At 64.0% G+C, this 24,909-nt stretch carries 30 protein-coding genes; 18 read left to right on the top strand and 12 right to left on the bottom strand.

Going from position 1 to position 24,909, the window contains the following annotated elements; translation table 11 throughout:
* The first annotated feature begins 1 nt into the window (after position 1).
* Positions 2-1,099 carry an ABC transporter ATP-binding protein gene (locus AC2FNS_RS03205; RefSeq protein ID WP_496679989.1) on the top strand — a complete coding sequence of 366 codons (1,098 nt, stop codon included), beginning with the start codon at positions 2-4 and terminating at the stop codon, positions 1,097-1,099.
* Between the two features lie 71 nt (positions 1,100-1,170).
* Here the strand turns inward: AC2FNS_RS03205 and AC2FNS_RS03200 are convergent, their stop codons facing one another.
* Both AC2FNS_RS03200 and AC2FNS_RS03195 read right to left on the bottom strand, forming a co-directional pair.
* A complete protein-coding gene (locus AC2FNS_RS03200; protein WP_496710853.1) occupies positions 1,171-1,779 on the bottom strand; it encodes an MlaC/ttg2D family ABC transporter substrate-binding protein in 609 nt (202 codons plus the stop codon).
* Complete coding sequence (locus tag AC2FNS_RS03195; RefSeq protein WP_496679987.1) at positions 1,769-2,596, bottom strand: MlaA family lipoprotein; 828 nt, start codon at positions 2,594-2,596, stop codon at positions 1,769-1,771. Before AC2FNS_RS03195 ends, AC2FNS_RS03200 begins: the two co-directional genes overlap by 11 nt.
* Before the next feature lie 284 nt (positions 2,597-2,880).
* Between AC2FNS_RS03195 and AC2FNS_RS03190 the strand changes: the two genes are divergently transcribed.
* From AC2FNS_RS03190 to AC2FNS_RS03175, 4 genes are read left to right on the top strand one after another with little or no spacing between them, the layout of a single operon-like run.
* Positions 2,881-3,336: a RidA family protein gene (locus AC2FNS_RS03190; RefSeq protein WP_496679985.1), complete on the top strand. Its 456-nt coding sequence runs from the start codon at positions 2,881-2,883 to the stop codon at positions 3,334-3,336.
* The gene (locus AC2FNS_RS03185) at positions 3,333-4,100 is read left to right on the top strand and encodes a glycerophosphodiester phosphodiesterase family protein (RefSeq protein WP_496679984.1); all 768 of its coding nucleotides are present in this window, start codon (positions 3,333-3,335) and stop codon (positions 4,098-4,100) included. The genes AC2FNS_RS03190 and AC2FNS_RS03185 overlap by 4 nt, the downstream gene beginning before the upstream one ends.
* Before the next feature lie 48 nt (positions 4,101-4,148).
* The gene (locus AC2FNS_RS03180; RefSeq protein WP_496710851.1) at positions 4,149-5,336 is read left to right on the top strand and encodes a GNAT family N-acetyltransferase; all 1,188 of its coding nucleotides are present in this window, start codon (positions 4,149-4,151) and stop codon (positions 5,334-5,336) included.
* Positions 5,333-5,626: a 4a-hydroxytetrahydrobiopterin dehydratase gene (locus AC2FNS_RS03175; RefSeq protein ID WP_496679980.1), complete on the top strand. Its 294-nt coding sequence runs from the start codon at positions 5,333-5,335 to the stop codon at positions 5,624-5,626. The genes AC2FNS_RS03180 and AC2FNS_RS03175 overlap by 4 nt, the downstream gene beginning before the upstream one ends.
* On the opposite strand, the gene AC2FNS_RS03170 is transcribed toward AC2FNS_RS03175, so the two are convergent.
* Positions 5,623-5,943, bottom strand: a complete 321-nt coding sequence (locus AC2FNS_RS03170; RefSeq protein ID WP_496689351.1) for a hypothetical protein — start codon at positions 5,941-5,943, stop codon at positions 5,623-5,625. The two genes, AC2FNS_RS03175 and AC2FNS_RS03170, sit on opposite strands and share 4 nt — an antisense overlap.
* Positions 5,944-6,020: 77 nt before the next feature.
* Positions 6,021-6,506 carry a peroxiredoxin gene (locus tag AC2FNS_RS03165; RefSeq protein WP_496710865.1) on the bottom strand — a complete coding sequence of 162 codons (486 nt, stop codon included), beginning with the start codon at positions 6,504-6,506 and terminating at the stop codon, positions 6,021-6,023.
* Between the two features lie 99 nt (positions 6,507-6,605).
* Here AC2FNS_RS03165 and AC2FNS_RS03160 point away from each other — a divergent pair, with 99 nt between their 5' ends.
* The 3 genes from AC2FNS_RS03160 to AC2FNS_RS03150 are packed head-to-tail and all read left to right on the top strand — an operon-like array spanning position 6,606 to position 8,589.
* The gene (locus AC2FNS_RS03160; protein WP_496710850.1) at positions 6,606-7,817 is read left to right on the top strand and encodes an NAD(P)/FAD-dependent oxidoreductase; all 1,212 of its coding nucleotides are present in this window, start codon (positions 6,606-6,608) and stop codon (positions 7,815-7,817) included.
* Positions 7,814-8,365 carry a 16S rRNA (guanine(966)-N(2))-methyltransferase RsmD gene (gene rsmD / locus AC2FNS_RS03155; protein ID WP_496710849.1) on the top strand — a complete coding sequence of 184 codons (552 nt, stop codon included), beginning with the start codon at positions 7,814-7,816 and terminating at the stop codon, positions 8,363-8,365. Before AC2FNS_RS03160 ends, rsmD begins: the two co-directional genes overlap by 4 nt.
* Positions 8,366-8,424: 59 nt before the next feature.
* Positions 8,425-8,589, top strand: coding sequence for a hypothetical protein (locus AC2FNS_RS03150; protein WP_496710848.1), 165 nt, complete (start codon positions 8,425-8,427; stop codon positions 8,587-8,589).
* Here the strand turns inward: AC2FNS_RS03150 and map are convergent.
* Both map and sfsA read right to left on the bottom strand, forming a co-directional pair.
* Positions 8,583-9,389, bottom strand: a complete 807-nt coding sequence (gene map, locus AC2FNS_RS03145) for a type I methionyl aminopeptidase (protein WP_496710847.1) — start codon at positions 9,387-9,389, stop codon at positions 8,583-8,585. The genes AC2FNS_RS03150 and map overlap by 7 nt on opposite strands.
* Positions 9,390-9,473: 84 nt before the next feature.
* Positions 9,474-10,166 carry a DNA/RNA nuclease SfsA gene (gene sfsA / locus AC2FNS_RS03140; RefSeq protein ID WP_496710846.1) on the bottom strand — a complete coding sequence of 231 codons (693 nt, stop codon included), beginning with the start codon at positions 10,164-10,166 and terminating at the stop codon, positions 9,474-9,476.
* 50 nt (positions 10,167-10,216) lie between these two features.
* Here sfsA and AC2FNS_RS03135 point away from each other — a divergent pair, with 50 nt between their 5' ends.
* The 4 genes from AC2FNS_RS03135 to AC2FNS_RS03120 are packed head-to-tail and all read left to right on the top strand — an operon-like array spanning position 10,217 to position 13,131.
* Positions 10,217-10,939 carry a competence/damage-inducible protein A gene (locus tag AC2FNS_RS03135; protein WP_496710845.1) on the top strand — a complete coding sequence of 241 codons (723 nt, stop codon included), beginning with the start codon at positions 10,217-10,219 and terminating at the stop codon, positions 10,937-10,939.
* Complete coding sequence (locus tag AC2FNS_RS03130; protein ID WP_496679967.1) at positions 10,936-11,646, top strand: GNAT family N-acetyltransferase; 711 nt, start codon at positions 10,936-10,938, stop codon at positions 11,644-11,646. Before AC2FNS_RS03135 ends, AC2FNS_RS03130 begins: the two co-directional genes overlap by 4 nt.
* Positions 11,647-11,677: 31 nt before the next feature.
* On the top strand, positions 11,678-12,235 hold the full coding sequence (locus AC2FNS_RS03125) for a peroxidase-related enzyme (RefSeq protein ID WP_496689420.1): 558 nt from the start codon (positions 11,678-11,680) through the stop codon (positions 12,233-12,235).
* On the top strand, positions 12,232-13,131 hold the full coding sequence (locus AC2FNS_RS03120) for an OmpA family protein (RefSeq protein ID WP_496710844.1): 900 nt from the start codon (positions 12,232-12,234) through the stop codon (positions 13,129-13,131). Before AC2FNS_RS03125 ends, AC2FNS_RS03120 begins: the two co-directional genes overlap by 4 nt.
* Before the next feature lie 60 nt (positions 13,132-13,191).
* Here AC2FNS_RS03120 and AC2FNS_RS03115 read toward each other — a convergent pair whose 3' ends face one another.
* On the bottom strand, positions 13,192-14,097 hold the full coding sequence (locus AC2FNS_RS03115) for a LysR family transcriptional regulator (RefSeq protein ID WP_149774265.1): 906 nt from the start codon (positions 14,095-14,097) through the stop codon (positions 13,192-13,194).
* Between the two features lie 226 nt (positions 14,098-14,323).
* Here AC2FNS_RS03115 and AC2FNS_RS03110 point away from each other — a divergent pair, with 226 nt between their 5' ends.
* Positions 14,324-14,767, top strand: a complete 444-nt coding sequence (locus tag AC2FNS_RS03110) for a DUF4399 domain-containing protein (protein WP_496689422.1) — start codon at positions 14,324-14,326, stop codon at positions 14,765-14,767.
* A 13-nt stretch (positions 14,768-14,780) separates the two neighbouring features.
* Here the strand turns inward: AC2FNS_RS03110 and AC2FNS_RS03105 are convergent, their stop codons facing one another.
* The gene (locus AC2FNS_RS03105; RefSeq protein ID WP_496710843.1) at positions 14,781-16,808 is read right to left on the bottom strand and encodes an FAD-dependent oxidoreductase; all 2,028 of its coding nucleotides are present in this window, start codon (positions 16,806-16,808) and stop codon (positions 14,781-14,783) included.
* Positions 16,809-16,937: 129 nt separating this feature from the next.
* Between AC2FNS_RS03105 and AC2FNS_RS03100 the strand changes: the two genes are divergently transcribed.
* Together AC2FNS_RS03100 and AC2FNS_RS03095 are read left to right on the top strand one after the other, a co-directional pair.
* Complete coding sequence (locus AC2FNS_RS03100) at positions 16,938-17,423, top strand: RNA pyrophosphohydrolase (RefSeq protein ID WP_496710842.1); 486 nt, start codon at positions 16,938-16,940, stop codon at positions 17,421-17,423.
* Between the two features lie 96 nt (positions 17,424-17,519).
* Positions 17,520-18,446: a DMT family transporter gene (locus AC2FNS_RS03095; protein WP_496710841.1), complete on the top strand. Its 927-nt coding sequence runs from the start codon at positions 17,520-17,522 to the stop codon at positions 18,444-18,446.
* Positions 18,447-18,454: 8 nt separating this feature from the next.
* On the opposite strand, the gene AC2FNS_RS03090 is transcribed toward AC2FNS_RS03095, so the two are convergent.
* A complete protein-coding gene (locus AC2FNS_RS03090; protein ID WP_496710840.1) occupies positions 18,455-19,444 on the bottom strand; it encodes an adenosine kinase in 990 nt (329 codons plus the stop codon).
* Positions 19,441-20,085: an endonuclease III gene (gene nth, locus AC2FNS_RS03085; RefSeq protein ID WP_496710839.1), complete on the bottom strand. Its 645-nt coding sequence runs from the start codon at positions 20,083-20,085 to the stop codon at positions 19,441-19,443. Before nth ends, AC2FNS_RS03090 begins: the two co-directional genes overlap by 4 nt.
* Positions 20,086-20,217: 132 nt before the next feature.
* Between nth and AC2FNS_RS03080 the strand changes: the two genes are divergently transcribed.
* A complete protein-coding gene (locus AC2FNS_RS03080; protein WP_496689376.1) occupies positions 20,218-21,069 on the top strand; it encodes a bifunctional helix-turn-helix domain-containing protein/methylated-DNA--[protein]-cysteine S-methyltransferase in 852 nt (283 codons plus the stop codon).
* 177 nt (positions 21,070-21,246) lie between these two features.
* Positions 21,247-21,681, top strand: coding sequence for a glyoxalase superfamily protein (locus AC2FNS_RS03075; protein ID WP_496710838.1), 435 nt, complete (start codon positions 21,247-21,249; stop codon positions 21,679-21,681).
* Positions 21,682-21,744: 63 nt separating this feature from the next.
* Here AC2FNS_RS03075 and AC2FNS_RS03070 read toward each other — a convergent pair whose 3' ends face one another.
* Positions 21,745-23,184, bottom strand: coding sequence for an aldehyde dehydrogenase family protein (locus tag AC2FNS_RS03070; protein WP_496710837.1), 1,440 nt, complete (start codon positions 23,182-23,184; stop codon positions 21,745-21,747).
* Between the two features lie 217 nt (positions 23,185-23,401).
* Between AC2FNS_RS03070 and AC2FNS_RS03065 the strand changes: the two genes are divergently transcribed.
* On the top strand, positions 23,402-24,052 hold the full coding sequence (locus AC2FNS_RS03065; protein WP_496689381.1) for a peroxiredoxin: 651 nt from the start codon (positions 23,402-23,404) through the stop codon (positions 24,050-24,052).
* A 68-nt stretch (positions 24,053-24,120) separates the two neighbouring features.
* On the opposite strand, the gene AC2FNS_RS03060 is transcribed toward AC2FNS_RS03065, so the two are convergent.
* A complete protein-coding gene (locus AC2FNS_RS03060; protein WP_496803771.1) occupies positions 24,121-24,852 on the bottom strand; it encodes a glycosyltransferase family 25 protein in 732 nt (243 codons plus the stop codon).
* Positions 24,853-24,909 lie beyond the last annotated feature (57 nt).

Here is a 24,909-nt window from a genome sequence, read left to right as displayed (position 1 = left end):
CATGGCTCCCATCCTCGATATCAAAAACCTGTACAAGAATTACGGCGCAACCGAGATTCTTAAGGACATCAACATCTCGATCGAACCGGGCGATTTCCTGGTGCTGGTCGGGCCGTCGGGCTGCGGCAAGTCGACCCTGCTGAACTGCATTGCCGGGCTCGAGCCGATCTCGGGCGGGACGCTGTCGATCGGCGGCAAGGACATGACCCATGTCAGCCCCAAGGACCGCGACATCGCGATGGTGTTCCAGTCTTACGCCCTGTACCCGACCATGTCGGTGGCCAAGAACATCACCTTTGGCATGAAGGTGCGCGGGGTCGATCAGGCGACACAAGACGCCAAGCTGAAAGAGGTCGCCGCGCTTCTGCAGATCGAGCCGTTGCTGAACCGTCGCCCCAGCCAATTGTCGGGTGGCCAGCGGCAACGTGTGGCGATGGGCCGGGCGCTGGTGCGCGACCCCAAGCTGTTCCTGTTCGACGAACCGTTGTCGAACCTCGACGCCAAGCTGCGGGTCGAGATGCGGACCGAGATCAAGAAGCTGCATCAGACGCTGGATGCCTCGATCGTCTATGTGACCCATGATCAGATCGAAGCGATGACCCTGGCCACCAAGATCGTGGTGTTGAAGGGCGGCGTGGTGCAGCAGATCGGCACCCCGGCCGAGATCTACAACCGCCCCGCCAACCTGTTCGTGGCCGATTTCATGGGGTCGCCGGCAATGAATTTGATACCGGCGCGGGTCCAGCGCAACGGGACCGGCACGCAGGTCGCAATCGCGCGTGCGGGGGGCGATCCGATCGTGCTGACGGACACGCGCGATCTGCACCTGCCTGAAGAGGTGATCCTGGGCCTGCGCCCCGAGGACATCGCCGAGGCCGGGTTCCGCGCCGGCGCCGGCGTGCAGGAGGCTGCCTGCCTGGTCGATATGGTCGAGCCGGCGGGGGCGGACACCTATGTCGTTTCGGAACTGGGCGGCAAACAAGTGACCGCGCGTCTGCATGCCGAAACCAGCGCCAGGGCCGGGCAGATGCTGAACCTGGCCTTTGACATGAGCAAGGTGTCGTATTTCGCCAAGGACACGGGCGAGCGGCTGAACTGAGCCGCTTATTCGGGCACGAAAATGCCGCGCATATCGGATGCGCGGCATTTTTGCGGTTCGGTCCGGCGGGGTCAGCCGGTGGTTTTCAGGTCGCGGATCAACTGATCCAGATTACCCTTGCGGGCATCCAGCATCGCGCCGATCTCGGTGCGCTCGGTCAGCAGCAGGTTCACCCCTTCGATGAACATGTTGTAAAACTTGTCGCGGCCCGATTTGTCCGACACCAGGAAGGTTACCTCAAACGGGGCTTCGCCGCGCAGCTTGACGGTGCTGCGCACCTCGTATCCGGCCTTGATCTTGCGGGCCGATTTCACAGTGACCTGACCGCCGATGAACTCGCGGAACCGGCGGCCATATTTGCGCGAGATATAGCCCTGGAACGCTTTGGTGAATTCGCGCAGTTGCGCTTGGCTGGCGCTGCGCGCATCCGCCCCCAGCGCATAGCGCGCCATGATCGGCACATCGGCGTATTGCACGAAGATCTTCTCGAAATCGCGCAGCATCGCGCTTTCGGATTTGCCCGATTCGATGACGCGGTTGATCTCGGCCACCACCCTGTCGACCAAGACCTTGGCCGATGCCTCGGTCAGGGCCAGCGCGGGCAGGGGAAGGGTGGCTGCCGCCACGCCGGCCAGGGCGGTGGAGACGAAACCGCGGCGGGTCAATGTGTCATTCGGCATAGGGGTCCTCGTAGGGGTCAAGATAGGCGTCCGCGGCCGGATCGCCATCAAGGTCGGCATAGGGGTCCGAGTACAGATCCAGATAGGTATCTTCATCGTCGCGTGCCAGTTCGAACCGGCGGTTCTGCAGATAGATCAGGCGCGCCTGCGCATAGCTGTCGGCGCTTTCATAGAGGATAGAATCGACAGTGTCCGAGAACCTGCCCCGATCGCCCATACGGCGCACGACCTCGGCATAGAGGCCTAGGTTGTCGGCTGGGCGGGTCGGCGCCAGGTCGATCGGGTTGGTGAACAGGTTCACCACCACGCCGACCGCGTCGCGCGTGGTGGACGGGCCGTAGAAGGGCAGCTCGACATAGGCGCCCTCGCCGAAACCCCAGACATGCAAGGTTTCGCCGAAATCAGTATCGACCTGCGGCAGGTTCAGCTCGTCTGCCGGTTTGGACAGGCCGAACCCACCGACAGTTGAGTTGATCACGAAGCGCAGCAGGGCGTTTCCGGACTGTTTCAGATTGCCCTGAAGCAGGTAATCGACGGCCTGCCCGGGCAAGGTAATGTTCTCGGCGAAGTTGTTGAAACTGGTCACCATCGGGTCGGGCACGATCTTGACATAGCCCTTGGACGCCGGGCGGAACAGAAATCGGTCCACGCCCAGGTTGAACTTGTGTATGCCCCGATTGGTTTTTTCGTAGGGGTCGAAAACCTCGCCCCGCGTCGCGGCATCCTGTGGCTGGCTGGCGCAAGCCGACAGCACCGCCAAAAACGCGGCAAGGGCGACATGTCTGAAACGGATCCGGCTCGACACGGTCTCATTCACTCCCGTTCGCCCGGATGTAAGGCAACCGGACACTCAATCAATACTCTTGGCCTGTTCGCACCGGCCCAATTCTCCGGCAGATAGTTGCTTTCTGCCCGAAATGAAACTCCTAGCGTGTTACCTGCGCACATCCGCTAGGTAAAGTGGCCGGCGTTCAACACCTCGGGGACAAGAGAAAACGCGCCGTTTCGCAGACTGGCGGGGAAATGACGGTTTTGCGTCTTTTCGCGAATCCCGTTCCCGGTTAGCGTCCCGAAAACAGACCGGAAGCTGAGGACAAGAACATGAGCATCGCGGCAAAACTGGAATCCATGGGCGTGACCCTGCCGGACGCCCCGGCGCCGGCGGCCAATTACGTGCCGTTCGTGCGGGTAGGCAACATCGTTTATGTCTCGGGCCAGATCTCGAAGGACGATGCGTTGATCACCGGCAAGCTGGGCGCCGATATGGATGTCGCGGCCGGTGCGGCGGCGGCCCGGGTCTGTGCCATCAACCTGCTGGCCCAGGTCAAGGCGGCCTGCGGCGGGGACATCGACAAGCTGGTGCGTGTGATCAAGCTGACCGGTTTCGTGAACTCGACCGCCGATTTCACCGACCAGCCGCAGGTGATCAACGGCGCGTCCGATTTCTTGGTCGAGGCGCTGGGCGAAGCCGGCCGCCATTCGCGTTCGGCCGTCAGCGCCGCGTCGCTGCCGCTGGGCGTCGCGGTTGAGATCGAAGGGATTTTCGAGATCCAATGACACCGTCTCTGCCTCGTGTGTTCATGGGCGCGCCGATTGCGCATCGGGCGCTGCATGACATTCGCCAGACCCGCCCGGAAAACAGCCGGGCTGCCATCCGGGCCGCCATTGCTGCGGGCTACGGGATCGAGATTGACCTGCAGATGACGTCGGACGGCCATGCCATGGTTTTCCACGACTATGACCTGACGCGCCTGACCGGCCAGTCCGGCGCGATCCAGCAGATCACCCGGGCCGAGGCCGCAGACCTTCCGCTGCTGCACGGGGACGAGGGGATCCCCTCGCTTGAGGAAGTTCTGCAACTGGTGGCGGGCCGCGTGCCGTTGCTGATCGAGTTCAAGGATCAGCACGGTGCGATGGGGCCTTTGGACGGGCGGCTGGAACGGGATGCGGTCGCGCTGCTGAAGTCCTATGACGGTCCGGTCGCGCTGATGTCGTTCAACCCCAACTCCGTGGCCGAGCTGGCCCGGCTGGCGCCGGAGATTCCGCGTGGGCTGACGACCTGTTCCTACAAGCCCGAAGTCGAGCATCTGCCGGCCGAGGTCTGCGACCACCTGCGCGACATCCCCGATTTCAACCGGGTTGGCGCCAGCTTCATCAGCCACGAGGTGCAGGACCTGGCCCGACCCCGCGTCGCCGAGTTGAAGGCGCAAGGCGTGCCGATCCTGTGCTGGACGGTGCGCTCGGCCGAACAGGAGGCCGAGGCGCGAAAGGTGGCCGACAACGTGACCTTCGAAAACTATCTGGCCGCCATTCCGGGTTGAACCCGGCTGCCGGCGTCACAGATAGTTCAGGGGGACGCAGGAGGGCACATGGACCAGTCACAGATCGAGATCCGGGTTCTGTCGACGCTGGATCAGATCCCGGCGGCCGAATGGGACAGTTGCGCCTGCCCCGAGGCCGCCGACGGCACCCGCCCACTGGACCCGTTCACCACGCATCGGTTCCTGCGCGCGCTGGAAGACAGCGGATCGGTCGGGCGGGGTACCGGCTGGCAGCCGCAATACCTGACCGCCTATCTGGACGGCCTGCTGATCGGGGCCGCGCCGATGTATGCCAAGTCGCACAGCCAGGGCGAATACATCTTCGATCACAGTTGGGCCCATGCCTATGAAAATGCGGGCGGGCGGTACTATCCCAAACTGCAGATCGCGGTGCCCTTCACCCCGGCCACCGGACGGCGGTTCCTGACACGGCCCGGCTATGACGGGATCGCCATGTCGGCGCTGGTGCAGGGGGCGGTGCAACTGGCCGCCGACAACCGCCTGTCGTCGCTGCACATCACCTTCTGCACCCAGGACGAGGCGCTGGCCGGGCAGCAGATGGGCCTGCTGGCGCGCGATTCGCAGCAGTTTCACTGGCTGAACGACGGCTACGCCGATTTCGACGATTTTCTCGCCGCCCTGTCCTCGCGCAAGCGCAAGAACATCCGCAAGGAAAGGGCGCAGGCCAACGCCTTCGGCGGCGAGATCCGAACCCTGACCGGCGCCGATCTGCGCCCCGAACACTGGGACGCGTTCTGGGAATTCTATCAGGATACCGGCGCGCGCAAGTGGGGCTCGCCCTATCTGACGCGGCAATTCTTTGACATCGTTCACGAAACCATGGCCGATGACGTGGCGCTGGTGCTGGCCGAGCGGGGCGGATACCCGGTGGCCGGCGCGCTGAACTTCATCGGGCGCGAAACCTTGTTCGGGCGCTATTGGGGCTGCACCGAACATCATCCCTGCCTGCATTTCGAACTGTGCTACTATAGGGCGATCGACTTTGCCATCGCGCAGGGGCTGGCCCGAGTCGAGGCCGGCGCGCAGGGCGAACACAAGCTGGCGCGCGGCTACCTGCCCACGCGCACGCACAGCCTGCACTGGATCGCCGATCCCGGCTTCGCGGACGCCGTCGCGCGGTACCTCGAGGCCGAAGCCCGCGCGGTAGGGGAAGAGATCGAGATTCTGACGGATTACGGCCCGTTCAGAAAAGCCAACCCGGAGGAACGGCAATGAGCGAACTTCTGTCCACCGAGACCCGCGGCCCGCTGCTGGACCCGCTGTTCAGGAACGGCTGGACCATGGTCGAGGACCGCGACGCGATCACCAAGACCTTCATCTTCGACGATTTCGTCGATGCCTTTGGCTGGATGACCAAGGTGGCTATCTTTGCCGAAAAGTGGAACCACCACCCCGAATGGTCCAACGTCTATCGCACGGTCGAGGTGGTTCTGACCACCCATGACGTGGGCGGCCTGTCGTCTCAGGACGCCAAGCTGGCGCGCAAGATGGACAGCCTGCTCTAGCCGCGGTCGCCGCGCGACCCCATTCCGCCGGCCAGCAGGGCAACCTCACCCAGCCGCTGGAACTCGGCCGGGGTCACGGTGCCATCGCTGACATCTATTTCGCGCGGAATACCTGTGGTGCGGTTGCCCACCATCCGAACGCTGCGCGCGGCCGGATTGATGTCGAGGCAGCGCGTCTGATAGCAGGTCAGACCCGATGTGTTGATCTGGATGCGGGCCTGCCCGTCGGGGCCGGTAACGACAGGAGACTGAGGCACCTCGCAGGCGGTCAGAGCGACCATGGCGCCGATCCCAGCCAGTGTTTTCATGTAGGCCATCAAGATCCTCCTTGCCGTTTATCCGGCCATTTGCAGGCGCCCGGGCGGGCACCTGCGGTTGGGTTTCCTTTTAGCGGTCAGATAACCGCCAGCAGGCCTTCTCCGGCCGAAATCTCGCAGGCACCGGGGCTTTCCTCGAGGTTTAGCGCCACGACCCTGCCGTCTTCGACCAGCATCGCATAGCGCTTGGAGCGCGCGATCAGGCCGGCGGGCGGGGCGTCGAAATCCATGCTGATCGCCTTTGTGAATTCCGAGGCCGGATCGGCCAGCATGGTCAGCCCTGCCGCGGTCGCACCCGTGGCCTCGCCCCAGGCCTTCATCACGAAGGGGTCGTTGACCGACACGCAGATGATCTCGTCAACGCCCTTGGCCGCGAACTGGTCCTTGGTGCGCATGAAGCTGGGGACATGGGCCGAGTGGCAGGTGGGGGTGAACGCGCCGGGCACGGCAAAGATCACCACCTTGCGGCCCTTGACCTTGCTGGAGAGCCGCACCTCTTCCGGTCCGTTTTCGCCCATCTGGATCAGGGTTGCTTCGGGCAGGGTGTCGCCGGTTGAAATCATCTTCATGCTCCTGTCGATTGAAATTGCAAACTCGCTCCTTGCCGCAATATAGGTGGGCGGGTGGCACAAGCCACGGGAAATCGACAGGGGGCGGACCAGATGAGCCATATCGTCGTGATCGGAGCCGGACAGGCGGGGTCGTCACTGGTGGCCGGGCTGCGCAAGGGCGGGTTTGACGGGGCGATCACCCTGATCGGGGCTGAGCCCGTGCTGCCCTATCAGCGCCCGCCGCTGTCCAAGGCCTACCTGCTGGGCGAGATGGAATTGGAACGGCTGTTCCTGCGCCCCGAGAGTTTCTATGCCGAAAACAACATTACCCTGCGGCTGGGTCAGCAGGTGACGGCGATCGACCCGGCGGCCAAGACCGTGACCATCGGCGACGAGGTGATCTCCTACGACCAGCTTGCCCTGACCACCGGTTCGCATCCGCGCTGCCTGCCCGCCGCGATCGGCGGAGACTTGGAGGGCGTGCATGTGGTGCGCACGCTGGCCGATGTGGACGTGATGGCCCCCGCCGTGATCGAAGGCGCTCGGGCGCTGATCGTGGGCGGCGGCTATATCGGGCTCGAGGCCGCAGCCGTCTGTGCCAAGCGCGGCGTACAGGTGACGCTGGTCGAGATGGCCGACCGCATCCTGCAGCGTGTCGCCGCGCCCGAGACCAGCGACTATTTCCGCGCGCTGCACGGCACCCATGGCGTGGACATCCGAGAAGGCGTCGGGCTGGAACGGATCACCGGTGAGAATGGCAAGGTCACCGGCGCGGTGCTTGGCGACGGGACGGAACTGGCGGTTGATTTCGTGGTGGTCGGCGTGGGCATCACCCCGGCCACCGAACTGGCCGAGATTGCCGGCCTTGCCATCGAGAACGGCATCAAGACCGACGCGCAGGGCCGCACCTTTGCCCCCGATATCTGGGCGGCGGGCGATTGTGCCTCGTTCCCCTACAAGGGCCGACGTATCCGTCTGGAAAGCGTGCCCAACGCGATCGACCAGGCCGAGGTGGTGGCGCAGAACATGCTGGGCGCGGGCAAGGATTACGTGGCCACGCCCTGGTTCTGGTCGGACCAGTATGACGTGAAGCTGCAGATCGCCGGGCTGAACACGGGCTATGACCGGGTGGTTACCCGACCGGGCGAGGGGGCGACCACCTCGTTCTGGTATTACCGGGGCGATCAGTTGCTGGCGGTGGACGCGATGAACGACCCGCGCGCCTACATGGTCGGCAAGCGCCTGATCGACGCGGGCAAGACCGCCGATCCGGCGGTGGTAGCCGACCCCGCAGCGGATCTGAAGCCGCTGCTCAAGGCGTGAGGATCATCGCCGGAGATTTCCGGGGCCGGGCGCTGGCCTCGGTCGGCAAGGGGGACGCGGGTGCGCATCTGCGCCCCACCACCGACCGGGTGCGCGAAAGCCTGTTCAACGTGCTGAACCACCTGGTCGACTTCGATGGGCTGCGGGTGCTGGACCTGTTCGCCGGCACTGGTGCCTTGGGGCTCGAGGCGCTGTCACGCGGCGCGGCGCATGTCACCTTGGTTGATGATGGGCGGGTGGCGCAGGGGCTGATCCGCAAGAATATCGACCTGACCCGCAGCGCCGACCGCACCGCACTGATCCGCCGCGACGCGACACGGCTGGGCGACAATCCCGGGGAACCTTTCGACCTAATCTTCCTCGACCCGCCCTATGGCAAAGGAATGGGGCAAAAGGCGCTTGCCGCGGCGCTCAAGGGCGGCTGGCTGGCCGATGACGCGCTGGTGGTCTGGGAAGAGAACGCCCCGATGGCCCCGCCCGAGGGCTTCACGCTGCACGATGCGCGCAAATACGGCGACACCCATATCTCGCTGATGTGGCGGGGCTGAACCGCCCTTTTTTGGACCCGGGGCCGCGGCGTGCTATGTTGCGGGTCATGGACCACGCCATGCCCATTTTCCCGCTGGTTCCCGCGCAGAGTGCCGAGACCGAGACAGGGCCAGAACCCAAACCGCGCCGCGCGCCCGTCTTCATCCGGGACGCGGTGACGCCATGGGGGCAAGAGACGCTGTTGCTCGCCCTATGGCGCGCACAGCAGGATCAAGATCAGTAGGTCGGGTGGAACTTGCCGCCCGGCGACAGGGTAAAGATCTCGACCCCGTCCGCGGTGACACCCACGGAATGTTCGAACTGCGCCGACAGCGACTTGTCGCGTGTCACGGCCGTCCAGTCATCCGACAGCGTCTTGGTCTCGGGGCGGCCCAGGTTGACCATCGGCTCGATGGTAAAGAACATGCCCTCTTCCAGAACCGCGCCGGTGCCCGGGCGGCCGTAATGCAGCACGTTCGGCGGCGCGTGGAACACCCGGCCCAGCCCGTGCCCGCAGAAATCGCGCACGACGCTCATGCGGTGCGATTCGACGTAAGCTTGGATGGCATGGCCGATATCGCCGAAGGTATTGCCCGGCTTGACCATCTCGATCCCCTTGAACAGGGCGTCATGGGTCACCTGGATCAGCCGCTCGGCCTTGCGCGGCAGCTTGCCTGCCACATACATGCGGCTGGTGTCTCCGAACCAGCCATCGACGATCACCGTCACGTCGATGTTCAGGATGTCGCCATCCTTCAGCTTCTTCTCGCCCGGGATCCCGTGGCAGACCACGTGGTTCACGCTGATGCAGCTGGCGTGCTGATAGCCCTTGTAGCCGATGGTGGCCGACTTGGCGCCGGCATCCTCGACCATCCGGGTGATGATCCGGTCGATCTCGCCCGTGGTCTGGCCGGGAAAGACATGCTCGGCGATGTCATCCAGAATCCGCGCCGCAACCGCCCCTGCCGCGTGCATGCCGGCAAAGTCAGCCTGTTCGTAAATGCGGATGCCGTCCTTCGTCAGGCGGCCACGATGTTCCTTCATCAACGCGGGGCTCCAATTGTTGCGCGCGATACCCTCTTTACGCTGCTTGTGCAGAAAGTGCCAGAGGGCGCGCGGTGGCGGGCGTCACAGTTTGTTGCCGATCCAGACGCCTTTGGGCGTGATTTGGGTCGCATAGACCAGCCGTTCAACCCCTTTCGCTGCCGCAGCGTCAAATTGCGCCGCATAGGCCGGGTCGATATCGGCGGCCAGCTCGAACCGCTTGCAGTCGGTGCGTTGCACCAGATACAGCATGACGGCTCGGTACCCGGCCTCCGCCATCGCCGCCAGTTCGCCCAGATGCTTGGTGCCGCGTGCGGTCACGCTGTCGGGAAATTCGGCCAGACCGGGCTGGCGCGACAGGGTCACGCTTTTCACTTCGACATAGGCGTCCGGCAACCCCGCCTCGCTCAACAGGAAATCGACACGGCTGTTTTCGCCGTATTTCACCTCGGGCCGGATGGTGCCATAGGCGGCCAGTTCGGGGATCTCGCCCGCCTCAAGCGCGGCCCGCAGCGCGCGATTGGGCACCGAGGTATCGACCCCGGTGAAATGGCCGTTCTCGTGCTCGACCAGCCGCCAGCCGAATTTCAGTTTCTTCCTGGGGTCGTCATTGGGTTCCAGCCAGATTTTCATGCCCGGCTCGGCCAGTCCCATCATCGAACCGGGATTGGCGCAATGGGCCGTCACCTCGCGCCCGTCCTCCAGCACGCAATCGGCCAGAAAGCGTTTGTAGCGGCGGATCAGGCGGGCGGGAACAAGAGGGGTTTGAAAGCGCATGGTTACGGGCCTATACCTGCCTCAAATGTCGATCAAGAGGAGAGCGCGCCATGCCCAACCCAACCGCCGCAATGCTGGTGATCGGGGATGAAATCCTGTCGGGCCGCACCCGCGACGCGAACATGCACTTTCTGGCGCAGGAATTGACCAAGCATGGCATTGACCTGAAAGAGGTCCGCATCGTCAGCGATGACGCCGAGGCCATAGAAACCGCCGTCAAGGCGCTGTCGCAGGCCTATGACCATGTGTTCACCAGCGGGGGCATCGGCCCGACCCATGACGACATCACCGCCGATTGCATCGCCCGCGCCTTCGGGGCCCATATCGACGTGCGCGATGATGCCCGTGCCCTGCTGCAGGCGCACTACGACCAGGCCGGGTTGGAGATGAACGCCGCACGGCTGCGCATGGCGCGCATCCCCGATGGCGCGACGCTGATCGACAACCCGGTCTCGACCGCGCCGGGATTTACCCTGGGCAACGTCCACGTGATGGCCGGGGTGCCCTCGGTGTTCCGGGCGATGGTGGCCAGCGTGCTGCCCACCCTGACCGGAGGCAAGCCACTGTTGTCGCAGACCCTGCGCGTAGACCGGGGAGAGGGCGACATCGCCACCAATCTGTCGACCCTGGCGCAGGATTTCGACGACCTGTCGATCGGTTGCTACCCGTTTCAGATCAACGGCGTGTTCGGCGCCAACGTGGTGGTGCGCGGCACCGACGGCGCCCGTATTGACGCCGCCATCACCCGCCTGGCAAGGGAGCTTGACCTGTGAGGCCCGACTGGGCCGCCGTCGTCGACGGCACATGGCCCGCCGCGCGGTACACGCAACTGGGTCCTTTCCTGCTGCGCGAAGGGCTGGGAGGCGGCTCGCGCGTGTCCGCGGCCAGCCGTATCGGCCCGGTCACCCCGCCGGATATCGACGCGGCCGAGGCGGCCATGCAGGCGATGGGCCAGAAACGCATCTTTTGCCTGCGCCCGGGTGATGAGGCACTGGACGAAATGCTGGCCGCGCGGGGCTATGAGATCCTCGATCCGGTCAACATCTATGCCTGCCCGGTCGCGCGGCTGACCGAGCAGCCGGTGCCGCCGGTGACCGTCTTTACCCTGTGGGAGCCGCTGGCCATCATGCGCGAGATCTGGGCGCAGGGGGGCATCGGCCCCGAACGCCTTGCGGTGATGGAGCGCGCCTCCGGCCCCAAGACCGGCCTGTTGCTGCGCCACCGCGATCAGCCGGCGGGCACCGCCTTCGTGGCCATCCACGACGGCATCGCCATGCTGCATGCGCTCGAGATCGTGCCGGCCCATCGCCGGCAGGGGCTGGGCCGCTGGGCGATGCGCGCCGCGGCCTTTTGGGCGCTGGACAATGGCGCCCATACCCTTAGCGTGATCTGCACCAAGGCGAATGAGGGGGCCAACGCGCTCTACCGCTCTCTGGGGATGGAACACGTCGGAGAGTACCATTACCGCCAGCTGGTCTGAGAGGAGAAAGACAGCCGTGACCGACACCGACATGCCCACCGCGCTGAACCTGCCGATGGTGGACCCGCTGCCGCCCGAAACGCAGAAGTACTTTGACATCTGCACCGAAAAGCTGGGCATGATTCCCAACGTGCTGAAGGCCTATGCCTTTGACATCGACAAGCTGAATGCCTTCACGGCCATGTACAACGACCTGATGCTGGCAGACAGCAACCTCTCCAAGCTCGAGCGTGAGATGATCGCGGTCGTAGTGTCGTCGATCAACCGCTGCTTCTATTGCCTGGTGGCGCATGGCGCGGCAGTGCGGCAGATGTCGGGCGATCCCAAACTGGGCGAGATGCTGGTGATGAACTACCGTGTGGCGCCTCTGGATGACCGCCAGCGTGCGATGCTGGACTTTGCGGCCAAGATGACCACCGCCAGCGCCGAGATCGAGGAGCCCGACCGCCAGCGCCTGCGCGACGTGGGGTTCTCGGATCGCGACATCTGGGACATCGCCAACGTGGCCGGGTTCTTCAACATGACCAACCGGGTGGCCAGCGCAACGGCGATGCAGCCCAATGACGGCTACCACGCCCAGTCGCGATGATCCGCCGTGCCGCCTTGCTGATCTGGCTGCTGGGCGGGCCGGTTGCGGCCCAGACCCTGACGCTGCCTGACAGCGCCCGGCAGGTCAGCGAACGCATCAGCCCCTTGGACAGCTATGACATGCCGATCGGGCCTTTTGCCGACGGCTCGGTGCCGGTGCGTCCGGTCGAAGGGCGGGTCGAGCGGATCACCTGGCGCCTGCAGGCGGGGTCCAGCACCACGCTGCAGTTGCTGGCGCCGTTGCGTGACCATCTGAAGGCACAGGGCTATGACATCGTGTTCGAATGCGAGGCCCGCAACTGCGGCGGTTTCGATTTCCGCTTTGCCATCGAGGTGGTGCCGACCCCCGACATGAACGTGTCCATCAACGATTATCGCTTTCTGTCCGCGACGCGCGGCGAAGAAGTGCTGACCCTGCTGGTCAGCCGCAGCCCACCCGATGGGTATCTGCAGATGATCCGCGTCACACCCCAAGGCGCAAAACCGCCGCCCCTGGTGGTCGAAGAGACGGTTCAGGGCGCAGGCGGCCTTCTGTCCGATCTGACGCGCGATGGCCATGTTATCCTGGATGATTTGAGTTTCGAATCCGGCGCCGTCGCTCTGGGCGAAGGTCCGTTTGCTTCGTTGGCCTTGTTGGCCGCCTATCTGGCGGACAATCCGGGGGCGCGGCTGGCGTTGGTCGGCCACACCGACGACACCGGAGACCTGCAGGCGAATATCGATGTCAGCACCCGCCGTGCCCAGGCCGTGCGAACCCGCCTGATCGAACGGCACGGCATTGCCCCCGACCGGGTACAGGCGCAAGGGGTGGGATATCTGGCGCCGTTGACGTCGAACGCCACCCCGGAAGGCCGCGAACTGAACCGCCGGGTCGAGGCGGTGTTGCTGGTCAACTGAGCCTTGCCAAAAAAATGGCCCACGCAGGACGCGCGGGCCGTTCAGGTGCCACCGGGAGAATTACCAGTCCATCGGCCCCTTTTCAGCGAAGGAGTCGACAAGAAAATCAATGAAGGCGCGCACCTTGGGCTGGGTAAACCGGCCCGGCGGGTACACCGCATAGATGCCTTGTACCTCGTCCGGCAGCGACGGCATAGCGTCCACCACCTTGCCCGATTTCAGCGCATCCGCATACAGATAGCTGGGCAGATAGGCGATACCCAACCCCGAGATCGCCGCGTTCAGCAGCGACTGCCCGTCATTCACGCTCAGCCATCCGGCCGTGCGCACCTGCCGCTTTTCGCCCGACGGCGCCGTCAGTTTCCAGACATTGCCCGAGGACTGGCTGGAGTAATGCAGCAGCTTGTGTTCGTTCAGATCGTCGATCTTTGCGGGCAGCCCAAAGCGTTCCACATAGCTGGGGGCGGCCACCATGCGTTTGACCGTTTCCGTCAGCTTGCGGGCGCGCAGGGTGCTGTCTTCCAGCTCGCCGATGCGGACGGCCACGTCGAACCCTTCCGAGATCAGCTCGACATAGCGGTTGTTCAATACCATGTTCACGGTGATGTCGGGATAGGCGGCCAGGAATTCAGACAGGACCGGCGACAGGTGATTCACGCCGAAATCCGTCGCAACCGAAATCCGCAGCAGGCCCGACGGCGCCGATTGCATAGAGGTTACCAGCGCGTCGGCCTCTCCGGCGTCGTTCAACACACGGCGGGCGCGGTCGTAGTAGGCCAGCCCGATCTCGGTCGGCGAAACGCGGCGCGTCGTGCGGTTCAGCAGCCGCGCGCCCAGCCGGGCTTCGAGGCTCGACACATGCTTTGACACGGCTGATTTGGAAATGCCCATCTTCTTGGCCGCATCGGTGAAACCACCTTGGTCCACCACATTGGCAAAGGCCTCCATTTCGGTCAGTCGGTCCATTCTCGTTCCCCAGGTCTTCTGTTCGTTGTCCGACCATGGCCTTGAATCTGGGCGGAAACGGGGCAGACATGGGATAATATCAGGGTTTCGAATTGGATCGTTTGCGCTTCGGAAACGCGGAAACAGTGGTGTCTTGGGCGTTTGACGCCCTGATGTTTCGGCGGTTTTTGGAGCATTTGCCTGCGCATGTTACGCTGGGATCGGCAATTCCTTGACCAGGGAGATGATGATGAAGATCATATTCGCGTGTATATTCTGCCTTGTGGCATCGGTCGCGCAGGCCGGAGGGCCAACCGCATCCAATCCCGACGCCAAGGTCTATTTCGTGGATCCATCCGATGGCGACGCGGTGACGTCGCCGGTGACCATCGTCTTCGGTCTCAGCGGCATGGGGGTCGCACCGGCCGGGACCGAAAAGGAGAACACCGGCCATCATCACCTGCTGATCGACCGCCCGCCGCTGGGGCAGGGCGAAGACGGGGCCGACGAACTGTCCAATGGCCTGCCGTCAGACGCGCATCACATGCATTTCGGCGGCGGCCAGACCGAGGTAACGCTGGACCTAGCCCCCGGCCCGCATACGCTGCAACTGGTTCTGGGCGACGCCGGGCATGTGCCGCATTCCCCGCCGGTCTTGTCCGAGGTGATCACGATCACCGTCGAGGAGTGACCGACGGCCGCGCTCAGAGCGCAGCGGCCAGCCGGGTGCCTTGGTTGATCGCCCGCTTGGCGTCCAGTTCCGCGGCCACATCCGCGCCGCCGATCACATGCGGGGTGATCCCGCGTTCGATCAGCGCATCGGCCAGCGACCGCTCGGGCACCTGTCCGGCGCACAGAACGATCGTATCGGCCTTGATGACGGTCGGGTCGGCGCGCTCTTCTCCGAACGAGACATGCAGCCCCTCATCATCGATGCGCTCATAGTTCACGCCGCCGACGAAGTTCACGTCCTTCATCTTCAGCGTCGCGCGGTGGATCCAGCCGGTGGTCTTGCCCAACCCCTTGCCATGCGCCTGTTTTTTGCGCTGCAGCAGCGTGACCTGCCGCTTGGGTGCCTCGGGCTGAGGGCCTTCGGGCGCGAGGCCCGAGCGGTGTTGTTCGGGGTCGGCGACGCCCCATTCCTTCATCCACAGGGGCAGGTCGGTGGTGGGCGAATGGCCCTCCTCCAGCAGGTATTCCGACACGTCAAAGCCGATGCCGCCCGCGCCGATCACCGCCACCGATTTTCCTACCGGAGCCTTGTCGCGCAGCACGTCGATATAGTTCACGACATTGTCGCGGTCCTCGCCCGGGATCTGCGGGTCGCGCGGGTTGACGCCGGTGGCGATCACCACCTCGTCGAACCCGGCCAGATCGTCGGCGCCAACCTCGCGGCCCAGTTCGACCTTGACGCTCAGATCGTCCAGCATGGTGCGATACCAGTCCACCAAGCCCCAGAACTCTTCCTTGCCAGGCACCTGCTTGGCCATGTTCAGCTGGCCGCCGATCTCGTCGACCTTGTCGAACACGGTCACGTCATGGCCGCGCTGGGCGGCGGTCATCGCCGTGGACAAGCCCGCCGGACCCGCACCCACGATGGCCACGCGCTTGGGCGTGGCGGCCTTTTCGATCACCAGTTCGGTCTCGTGGCAGGCGCGCGGGTTCACAAGGCACGAGGTCAGCTTTCCGCTGAAGGTGTGATCCAGACAGGCCTGGTTGCAGGCGATGCAGGGCGCGATCTTGGCTGACTCTCCGGCCATCGCCTTGGTCACGAAATCCGCATCCGCCAGCATCGGCCGCGCCAGAGAGACCATGTCGGCGCAGCCCTCGGCCAGCACCTGCTCGGCCACTTCGGGCGTGTTGATCCGGTTCGAGGTGATGACCGGAATCCCCACCTTGCCCATCAGCTTCTTCGTCACCCAGGCAAAGGCCGCGCGCGGGACGCTGGTGGCGATGGTCGGGATCCGCGCCTCGTGCCAGCCGATGCCGGTGTTGATTATCGTCGCCCCGGCCTTTTCGACCGCTTGCGCTAGCTGCACCACTTCTTCATGAGTCGAACCATTCGGCACAAGGTCGATCATCGACAGCCGGTAGATGATGATGAAATCGGTACCCACCGCCGCGCGGGTGCGGCGCACGATTTCCAGTGGCAGGCGCATCCTGTTCTCATACGACCCGCCCCAGCGGTCGGTGCGCTTGTTGGTGTGGGTCACGAGGAACTGGTTGATGAAATACCCCTCCGACCCCATGATCTCGACCCCGTCATAGCCCGCCTTCTGGGCCAGCACGGCGGCGCTCACGATGTCACTGATCTGCTTCTCGATGCCGTCCTCGTCCAGCTCGGTCGGCGGGAAGGGCGAGATCGGCGACTTCACCGGGCTGGGCGCCACGCATTTCGGGCCATAGGCATAGCGGCCCGCATGCAGGATCTGCATGGCGATCTTGCCGCCCGCCTGGTGCACCCGGTCGGTGACGATCGAATGGTTCGCCACGTCCTTGTCGCTGGTCATCATCGCCGCCCCCGGCAGGACCGAGCCTTCGAGGTTCGGCCCGATGCCGCCCGTCACCATCAGCGCCACGCCACCGCGCGCGCGGGCAGCATAGAACTCTGCCACCCGGTTCCAGTCGCCGGTTTCCTCCAACCCGGTATGCATCGAGCCCATCAGGACCCGGTTCTTCAACGTGGTAAAGCCCAGATCCAGCGGGGCCAGCAGGTGTGGGTAGTCGGTCATCAGAATCTCCCTTGCTTGCGCGCACCATTGCTTTACGCGCAGGTCATGTCACGCCAAACGCCGCGTCAGACCCTTGCACTGACGCAACGACCGATTAGGAATGGGGCGACATCAAGCCCGGAGACCCCCATGACCCCCGAACAGATCGCCAAGCTGCCCTACCGCCCCTGCGTCGGCCTGATGCTGATGAATGACCAGGGCCAGATCTTCGTCGGCCAGCGCAACGACCGGTTCGAGGACGCCTGGCAGATGCCCCAGGGCGGCGTGGACGAGGGCGAAGACCCGCGCGCGGCGGCCCTGCGCGAGTTGCAGGAGGAAATCGGCGTCACCCCCGACCTCGTGAAAATCGTGGCCGAGACCGACGGCTGGCTGCCCTACGACCTGCCGCACGACATCGTGCCCCACATCTGGAAGGGCCGCTTTCGCGGGCAGCAGCAGAAATGGTTCCTGATGCGGTTTCTGGGGACCGACGACCAGATCGACATTCAGACCGAGCACCCCGAGTTCACCCGCTGGAAATGGCAGGACCCCGACCGCCTGATCGCCGAGATCGTGCCATTCAAGCGCGCGGTCTACGAGCGGGTGATGGAGGCGTTTGGGGGGTATTTGGGGTGAACTAGACCCCGGTCGAGTGGGTTCCGCCTTGCGCACAAAGTGCCCAGCCCATGGTTCTCTGCTATGAAATTCGCGAACCTGTGTTAGGCCTTGGTCATGGCAAAGACCTCGACACAAACCGGACCGGCTATTCCCTTTGCGCTTGCGGTTGCAGGCGTTCTTTTCGCGTCGATCTGCTTTGGGCTGGTGCCCTATTTCAGCAGAGGGCTGACGCAGCAGGGTGTCGCGCCTTATGCCGTCGCATTCTACCGCTACATCGTCGCGGCAATTCTGCTGCTGCCCGTTCTCGTCATGCACCGCAAAGCTTGGCGCGAGATTTGTTGGGGCCTCTCGGCAGGAGCCGTGATGGGACTTGGGTGGATTGGATACGTGACGGCGTTGGAGACCTTGCCCGCGTCAACCGTAGGCGTGCTCTACATGACCTATCCGGTTTTTACATTGGTCATCGCCTGGGCGCTTTTCTCTGATGCACCCACGCGGAGCGCCTTGCTCGCTTCTGGCCTTATCGTTCTGGCTGCAATCATTGCTGGTTCGCCCGCATCCGTGTCACCACAACACATACCAACTCTATTGGTGGCACTGGCGGCCCCGTTCGGCTTCGGTTTCGGTATTTGTGTTTTGGTCCACAGGCTGTCCCGCATCGCGCCGCTAGCGCGCATAGCCTCGGTTTCCTTGGGATCGGTTCTTGGGCTCTTTCCGCTGATGCTGAGTGCCGATGTGCAACAGTTGCTCCCGGAGGGGCAATCCGACTGGATCTTGATCGTCGGAATTGGCCTGGTCACGGCGCTTGTGCCTCAGCTCATCTACACGATCTGCTCGCCGTTGATCGGCGCCTCTCAAACCGCGGTCGTCGGAAGCATAGAATTGCCCACGATGTTCGTGGTCGGATTTGTTGCTTTTGGCGAAGCAATCACGGCGCCCCAAGCCATAGCGTGCGCTTTGGTTCTTGGTGCGATTGGAATCACCCGAAGCCGAACGACACGCACCTTGACCACTGTGATTGCGAAAGAACCGAAAAGGTAGGTTTGACCTCAAACCAACCCTTCTTCCCGCAACAACTCCAGCACGTTGGTATCCGGCCGCGGGCCGATATGGCTGATCACCTCACGGGCGCAGACATTGCCGATGCGGGCGCAGGTTTCCAGGTCGCGGCCCGTCGCCATGCCGAACAGGAACCCGGCGGCGAACTGGTCGCCCGCGCCGGTGGCGTCCACCGGCACGATCTTCTCGACCGGCACGTCGATGCGCCCCTCGCCGCTCAGCACCGTCACCCCGTCGCCCGAGCGGGTGCAGACCACCAGCGGGCAGATCGCCGCCGTGCGCCGCAGTGCCTCTTCCAGATCGTCGGTCTCGAACAGTGACTTGATCTCGGCCTCGTTGCCGATCACGAAATCCAGCTCGTTCTCGATCAGCGACAGGAAATCGGCGCGATGGCGTTCCACGCAGAACGGGTCGGAAATGGCGATGCCGGTCTTGCCGCCGCCCTCGCGGCAGTCGCGCGCGGCCTCGAGGAACGCGGTTTTGCCCTTGTCCTTGTCGAACAGATACCCTTCGAGGAACATGATCTGCGCGTTGCCCGCCACCTCGCGCGGCACGTCGGCGGAACTCAGCTCCGAGGAAATCCCCAGATAGGTGTTCATCGACCGCTCGCCATCGGGCGAGACGAAGATCATTGACCGCGAGGTCGGCAGCTCGCCATCCTGAACCGGCGGGTTGACGAAATCCACCCCGTCCTCGTTCATCGCGTCGGCATAGAAATGGCCCAGCCGGTCGTCATGCACCCGCCCGATGAAGGCCGCGTCCAGCCCCAACGCGCCCGCGCCCGCGATGGTGTTGGCAACCGAGCCGCCCGGCGTCTGCACCCGGTTCTCCATCGAGGCATAAAGCAGCTCGGCCCGTTCGCGCTCGATCAGCTGCATGATGCCCTTCTCGATATCCATCATCTCGAGGAAATCGTCGCTGCAGGTGCTGATGACATCGACGACGGCATTGCCGATGCCGACAAGCTGGTAGGTTTTCATAGATTCTTGTCCTCGAATTGGCACAGGTCGCGGATGATGCAGGTGGCGCACATCGGTTTGCGCGCCTTGCAGTGATAGCGGCCGTGCAAGATCAGCCAGTGATGGGCGTGCAGCTGGAAATCGACCGGAATGTTGTCTTCGATGGCGCGTTCCACGGCGTCCACGTCCTTGCCGGGGCAGATGCCGGTGCGGTTGCCGACGCGAAAGATATGGGTGTCCACCGCCTGCGCCGGGTGCCGCCACCACATGTTCAGAACCACGTTGGCGGTCTTGCGCCCAACGCCCGGCAGCGACTGCAGCGCCGCGCGCGAGTTGGGCACCTCGCCGCCGTACTGTTCGACCAGGATGCGCGACATCTTGATGACGTTCTTGGCCTTCTGCCGGAACAGGCCGATGGTCTTGATGTGCTCGATCAGCCCCTCTTCGCCGAGGTCGAGCATCTTCTGCGGGGTATCGGCGATCTTGAACAGCGCGCGGGTGGCCTTGTTGACGCCCGCATCGGTCGCCTGCGCCGATAGCGCCACGGCGACGACGAGGGTATAGGCGTTCAAATGCTCAAGCTCGCCCTTGGGTTCGGGGTCGGCCTGTTGGAACCGGGTAAAGATCTCGCGGATCGTGTGATAATCAAGCTGCTTTGCCATCCGGGCCTTAATGCCGCCCGCGGTGCCGGGTGACAAGCCCAAAGCCCGCTGCACTGGCAATGCGCAAGTTTCGGGTCGCCCCGTCGGGCCCGGCCCGGCTAGGATGGTGCAAGCCACAGCAAGGTGAATGCCATGAACGTCCAAACATCCGAATCCGGGTACCACTACAACGTGATGCGGCGAGCGATCGAGCTGATCGACCGGGGCGGCGAGTCCCTGTCGCTGGAAGAACTGGCCCGCCAGATGGACATGAGTCCTGCGCATTTCCAGCGCCTGTTCTCGCGCTGGACAGGCGTGTCGCCGAAACGCTACCAACAATATCTGACGCTGGGCCATGCCAAGGCGCTGCTGCGCGAGCGGTTCACCACGCTGGAGACCGCGCACAGTGTCGGCCTGTCCGGCAGTGGCCGCCTACACGACCTGTTCCTGAAATGGGAGGCGATGAGCCCCGGCGAATACGCCCGCAAGGGCGCGGGGCTGACCATCTATTGGGGCTGGTTCGAAAGCCCCTTTGGCCCGGCGCTGGTGATGGGCACGGCCAAGGGCATCTGCGGCATGGCCTTTGCGGCCGAGACCGGCGAAGAGGCCGCGATGCAGGACATGCTGTCGCGCTGGCCGATGGCCGACTATGTCGAGGATCCGATGCGCCTGCGCCCATGGGTCCTGTCGGCCTTCGGCGCGGCCAGCGACCGCCTGGAGCCGACGCCGCTGTACCTGATCGGCTCACCCTTGCAGATCAAGGTGTGGGAGGCGCTGATGCAGATCCCCTCGGGCCAGGTGACGACCTATTCCCAGATCGCGCAGGCCGTGGGTGCGCCGCAGGCGGTGCGGGCGGTGGGCACGGCGGTGGGCCGCAACCCGGTCAGTTGGCTGATCCCCTGCCACCGCGCGCTGCGCAAATCGGGGGGTCTGGGCGGCTATCACTGGGGGTTGCCCGTCAAACGCGCCATGCTGGCCTATGAGGCGGCGCAGGCCGATGCCTGATTGACTTGGGGTTCCGCGCCTGCCACAAGGCGCACAGGTTCGGGTCTCCTGCCGCTTGCGGCCGTTTGGCTTTGGTGAAACCCGGTTCAAACCACATCTGTTGCCCTTTCCCGGCGCGCGGATGGCAAGGCGAGCCCCGTCCAATACTCGCGCCCGTTTTTGGAAACGAGGCAAGACATGACACAGATCCGAAACATCGCCCCGGTGGGCGAGCTGAAAATGCAGGCCAAACGCCTGCGCGAGAAACTGCGTGGCGCAGGCGTGGCCCTGAGCCATGCGCAATCGCTTGAGATGATCGCCCATCAGCACGGCGCGCGCGACTGGAACACGTTGCACGCGTTGGCCGGAAACCGGCTGCACCTGAAGGTCGGAGACCGCGTGCGGGGCACCTATCTGGGCCAGCCCTTCACCGGGGAAATCCGCGGCCTGACGATGCTGGGCGACGGCGCGCAGCGGCGGATCACGCTGCAGCTCGACACTCCGGTCGACGTGGTGACCTTTGACAGCTTCTCCTCATTCAGGCAGCGCGTCAGTGGTCAGATCGGCTGGGACGGTCGGTCGACCCGCCACACGTCTAACGGCGAACCACAACTGGTGGTGCGCCCGGCATGACGAAAACGGGGCAAGGTGCCTGTCCGCGCCTTGCCCCGCATTTTGTGCGTTCCTGTGCCGGGTTTATTCCGGAGTCCAGCCGCTGACGGCCTTGACCTCGAGGAAGTCCTCCAGACCCCAGACCCCGCCTTCGCGTCCGTTGCCCGACTGCTTCATGCCGCCAAATGGCGAACCGGCGGCGCGCGACTGGCCGTTCATCTCGACCATGCCCGAGCGCAGTTTGCGCGCCATGCGGTTGGCGCGGGCGCCGTCCTGCGTTTGGACATAGTTGGTCAGGCCATAGGGCGTGTCATTGGCGATCTCGATGGCCTCTTCCTCGGTGTCGAAGGGGATCATGGTCAGGACCGGGCCAAAGATCTCCTCGCGCGCGATGGTCATCTGGTTGTTGGCGTCGGCAAACACGGTGGGGCGCACGAAGTAGCCTTTGTTGAACCCTTCGGGCCGACCGGGACCGCCGGCGACCAAGCGCGCACCCTCGTCGATGCCTTTCTGGATCAGGGCCTGGATCTTGGTCCATTGCAGCTCGTTCACGACGGGGCCGATATGGCGGCCTTCCTGCATCGCCGGGCCCACGGTGACCTTGTTGGCCACCTCGGCCGCGGTTTCCACCGCCTTATCATAAATCGGGCGCTGCACCAGCATCCGGCTGGGCGCGTTGCAGCTCTGGCCGGTGTTGTTCATCATGTGTAGCACGCCGCGCTTGACCGCCTTGTCATCGGCATCGGCAAAGATGACGTTGGCGCCCTTGCCGCCCAGTTCCAGATGCACTTTTTTCAGCGTGTCGGCGGCATTCTTGGAAATCGCCGTGCCCGCGCGGGTCGAGCCGGTGAAGCTGACCATGTCCACGTCGGGGTGGCCCGAAAGCTGAGTGCCCACGCCGGCCCCGTCCCCGTTCACAAGGTTGAACACGCCCGGCGGGAAGCCCGCCTCGTGCATCATCTCGGCAAATATCATCGCGTTCAGCGGGCTTTGCTCGGAGGGTTTCAGAACCATGGTGCAGCCCGCGATGGCCGCCGCGCCGACCTTGAGCGTGATCTGGTTCATCGGCCAGTTCCACGGGGTGATCAGCGCGGCCACGCCGACCGCCTCATAGATGATCCGGTCATTGGGGGCATGATCGCCCAAGGGGCGTTCGAACTGGAAGTTCCTGGCCGCCCGAATGAAATTCTTCAAATGCCAGATCCCGGCGCCCACCTGCTGGGTGCGCGACATGTCGATCGGCGCGCCCATTTCCATCGACATCGCCTGCGCGAGGTCTTCGGCGCGGGTGGGGTAGATCTCGATCAGCTTTTCCACCAGCGCGATCCGTTCGGCCACTGGCGTGGCCATCCAGCCCGGCAGCGCCGCCTTGGCCGCCGCCACGGCCGCATCGGTATCGGCCTGACCGCCCAGCGAGATCACCGTGCAGGGCTCCTCGGTCGAGGGGTCGATCACATGGAAATCATTGGGCTGGCTGGGGGCGACCCACTGGCCGTTGATGTAAAAGTCGCGTTTCTCGATCATGGCGTGTCCTCTTGATCCGCATTCATTCGACCGCGCGGTCGGTTTTCTCGGGCACTCTGTCATTGCGGCCCCCTTGGGGCAAGGCAATTCTGGGAATTTGATCAAATTATTGATCGCACGTTTTTTGCCGCTGTGCCACATCAATGGTTTAACCTGTGGGCAAAGTGATTAGGTTTGCACCAACCGACTCGGGTTTTCACAGGAAAGGAGATGCATCATGGGTTTGCGCATCAACGATACCGTCCCCAATTTCACCGCTGAAACGGACCAGGGCACCATCCAGTTCCACGACTGGATCGGCGACAGCTGGGCGATCCTGTTCTCGCACCCCAAGGACTTCACTCCGGTCTGCACCACCGAGTTCTCGGCCGTCGCGCAATTGAACGATGAATGGGCCAAGCGCAACACCAAGGTGATCGGCGTATCAGTCGATGGTGTTGAGGACCACAAGAAGTGGAAAAAGGACATCGAGGCCTATGGCAAGGCCAACCCCGGCTTTCCGATCATAGCCGATGACGGACTGGCAGTGTCCAAGGCCTTCGACATGCTGCCGGCCGAGGCATATCTGCCCGACGGCCGCACCCCAGCAGACAGTGCAACGGTGCGCTCGGTCTTTATCATCGGGCCGGACAAGCAGCTGAAACTGTCGATGACCTATCCGATGACCGTGGGCCGGAATTTTGCCGAGATCCTGCGCGCGCTGGACGGGTTGCAGATGAGCGCCAAGGGTGTGGCCACCCCGGCCAACTGGGTGCCGGGCGAAGACGTGATCATTCCGCCTTCGGTTTCGGACGAAGACGCGAAGGAGAAGTTCGGCGAGTTCGAGACGATCTTCCCCTATCTGCGCAAGACCAAGGCGCCGGCCTGACGGCGACCGGGTCGGGGGCTGTCTGCCCCCATCGCGCCCCAAGGGGCGCGATTCCCCCGAGGATATTTTCAGCCAGATGAAGCAGGCGCGCGCTGCGGATGCAGATGCAGTTGTGCTCGGTAGGCGGCGCGCTTGAATTCGCGGGTCAGTTTGTCGGTCAGAGGCGGTTTCGCCTGGATCGTCGAGCCGCCGATTTCGCCGGCCACCTCCCGGTTGCCGCTGCCCAACAGAGCATGGACGGGCTGGCCCGTGATCCAGTGCATTTGCAGAAACGTGTCCACCGGGCGGTCAATCTGGTCGGTGGCGGCGAGTAGGCGTTCGGCGGCATTCCGCCCCACCACCTGACAGCAGCATTGCAGGCCGATGACCTTGGGCAGGATCAGGCGCAAACCGTGGCGCTCGGCCAAGGTTTGGGCGGCGGTTTCGCGCTGCTTGACCGGGATACGGATATAGTGGTCAGGCGTTGCGATCGGGCGTAGCAGTTCCAGCGCCGCTGACATCCGGTCGGGATCGATACGCAGGTCATCCTCGGCGGTGATGGCCAGATCGATCCCCTCATCGACCATCTTGCGCCAGATTCGTCGGTGGCTTTCGAACACGCCGATTTCGGCCGGGCGCAGGCCGAAGGGGTAGCGCGGGCGATGCAGGTTTCCCGGGTGCAGTGTAACCCCGGCAATCTGCGCTGGATCCCGCCCGTCGACCGCTTCGATCAGTTCGGCATTGGGCAGCTCGGCGCAGAGTTTCTCGGCATTCGGGCGGCGCGCGGTGCTGGACGACATGTGTATGACGAAGGATCGCATGGTACCGTGCATAAAACAGGGGCGCGGCCCGGGAAAGGCCCCGGTCAAACAAAAAAG

This window comes from Ruegeria sp. BHSA191 (assembly GCF_059613325.1).
This window is presented reverse-complemented; position numbering and strand designations above follow the sequence as displayed.